1 protein-coding gene is annotated in these 2,643 nt (G+C 52.6%); it reads left to right on the top strand.

The window, feature by feature from the left end:
• Positions 1 to 2,643, top strand: a 2,643-nt coding sequence (locus KDK18_RS05295) for a hypothetical protein (protein WP_257253722.1), incomplete at both ends; no start/stop codon positions are given.

Here is a 2,643-nt window from a genome sequence, read left to right as displayed (position 1 = left end):
TGGTGATGGATATCCGCAAGCTCACCAGTGAGGAGCTGCCAAAATTTAACGATCTACTGGACCCGGACAACCCCAGTCTGTTCGACAAAGTCAGCCAGAAGAAACGCCCTCTGGGAGAACATGTTGCTCTGCTGGTTCTGGCAGGCCCCGCACAGTTGACATCGGTTGGCCGCGTTGATGGCGCTCCGGGCGCTGATTTTTGGCGGCGAATTAATCGACCGGAAAATACCTGGCAGTTCGACGCACAGACCGGCCATGACCAGGCGATGAACATCAACGTGGTCCCTCCGCTATTGGCTGAACTCCCCTGTACCCAAAGTGCTACGGATGACGACCATACCCTTCTTATTGACTGTCACTTGCACAGTAGCTGGCGACACTTGCTGCTGGGCGGCCCCGGAGTGGATAAGCAAGGACGAATCCAGCATATCCCCGGCAGGCTTGAAACATTGAGGGCTGGACAACGGGTGATTCTGAAAGGAGCCAACTGGCAGGATCTGGCCTTTGAGCAGGCGATTCGACAAATGCTGGAGCAAAAGAGCTTTGAGAGCAATGGGAAGCTCTGTCAGTTACCCGACGATGTTCAGTTTTATCAGATGCCGGTAGAGAAGGACGAGCTTCATTCACTGTTCCAAACCCTGTCCCACTTGAGTAATAAAGAAGCTGATAAAAAGCAGGCACCGGGAACGCCGATCATTATTAACCAAAGTAATATTTCCCAATGGCTGAACCCGATTGCCATTGCCCCGGAAGGCTCCGCAGTCCCTAATAGCCGCCTGTTGGAACAAGTTCGGGCGGGGGGTGTCGTTACCGTAACATCTCCTCTCACTGAGGCATTCTGGTTTTGTTTACTGGGTTCACTGCGAACGATTCGCGAGACCACAGGCCTGGCGCCCCGACTTCAGGTGGCTCACACAAAACAGCAGCCGAAAGCCCTGGGGTTGGCAGAAAACCCCGGTCACTCAATAAGAGATCAGGCCGCCTTTAATACCATCACGTATCAGCAACAAGCCCGGGCCAGTCATTGGATCAATCATCAGGCAGCGCCTTTGGTCATTCAGGTCAATGAACAGACCAGCCTTAGCCAGCTGTTTGATAATATCTATATCACCTCGGAACAAAAGGCTCATTTTGGACGATGTCAGACTGATTTACAGAAAGCACTAACCACTGGCCAACCGGTTGTATTGCGTGGACTGGAAACTAATCCGACACTTCAGCAGCTTCTGGAACCCCTGGCTGTTGAGCAACCTCTGTTGGTTAATGGCCAATTACAAGCCTACCCACAAGCTCATGTCACCGTACTCTGGCCTGAGTCTGCGAAAAGCCCATCTTTAGTATTCAGTTCGATGATTGCCGCGGGCAGCCCCTGTCCCGAGGTCGATATCTGGGATATCAATGGGGCCAGGCATGATATCCCCCGGACTGGGTTACCAGAACGAGCACTTCACTCACTTTACGAAGCGTTTCAAACGGTACCAACCCACCTTTGTAGTCCTCTGCCTGAACTAACCGAAGGCTTGTTGAATAACCTGATACTGGCTGCGCGGCGAGCACAGCAGGTTGACCAGTCGCCAAAGCTCTTGCCTCGCCATTGGCGTAAAGCCATCAATAGCGTCATCACTCATGGCACCCGTCAGAATCCGTCAGTGCGAGATTTTATGAAAGTGGCTTGTTGGCAGTTATTGCCGGATGCTCATAAATTGCCGGATGCTCATAAAAAGCCCGATGAGGATCAAACTGCTTCGGTAGACCCGGATCGGTTAAATGCCATTATCAATAGTCCCCTGCAGTTGAATAGAGCATTCGTCAAGCAGAACCTATGGCCACTGGCCAGAGCCTTTGACCCGGCAGTCTTTAAGGACACCCAACTTGAAGGTTTGCAACTGTACTATGAAAGTCCCTGGCCATCGGGGGCTGAAGAAAGATATCTGGACAGGCTCTGTGCGATGATCGTCGCCCATGCTCCTGAAGAACAAAGAGAGGCAATAGCTTGTCAGTTGGAAGTTGATCCGGCGGCAGCGGAGCCCTATCAACGGTTAGCCATCAGACCGGCAAGACAGATCAAACGTTTGCAAGATGCCCTGGCTTCTGGCTGGCAGCTACTTTTGCCATCAGGGCAGACCCGATTCGATACCATTCACGCTCTGGTCAGCGATTGTTATCACATGGCCAAAAGAGAACTTGACTCAGAGAATCCTGACAAAGAACGCATAGAATACATAAAAAACCGACTGTCTCAATCACTGGCATGGCAAGGTTCTGCCGACCAGCCGCTGTCGGCACTGGCTGACGACCTTTATCACGGCTCGACTCATCAGAAGGATCGTGAAAGCCGTCGATTGTCCCGACTACATGATCGGTTGGCAGACTCTCCCGTCATATTCCTGCAAGGAGAAACCGGCACCGGGAAAAGCTACTTTTCCGCCAGAATGGCAGAGGCTTCGGGAGAGGCTTCGGTGATGTCCCTTGGACCTTCTGACAGCGAACAGACCCTGATGAAACGGTGGCAATGGCAAGAACACGCCAGTGGCGACCGCTCTATGGCGCAGCAAGAGCAGGCGCTGATGGGATGGGCTAATACCCCGTCCGACAAAGACGGAGAATACATTACCCTGGTGCTGGATGAGGCTAACCTGGCCC

The organism is Endozoicomonas sp. SESOKO3 (genome assembly GCF_024606255.1).
Note: the sequence above shows the minus strand (reverse complement) of the source record. Positions and strands in the feature narration are given on the sequence as shown.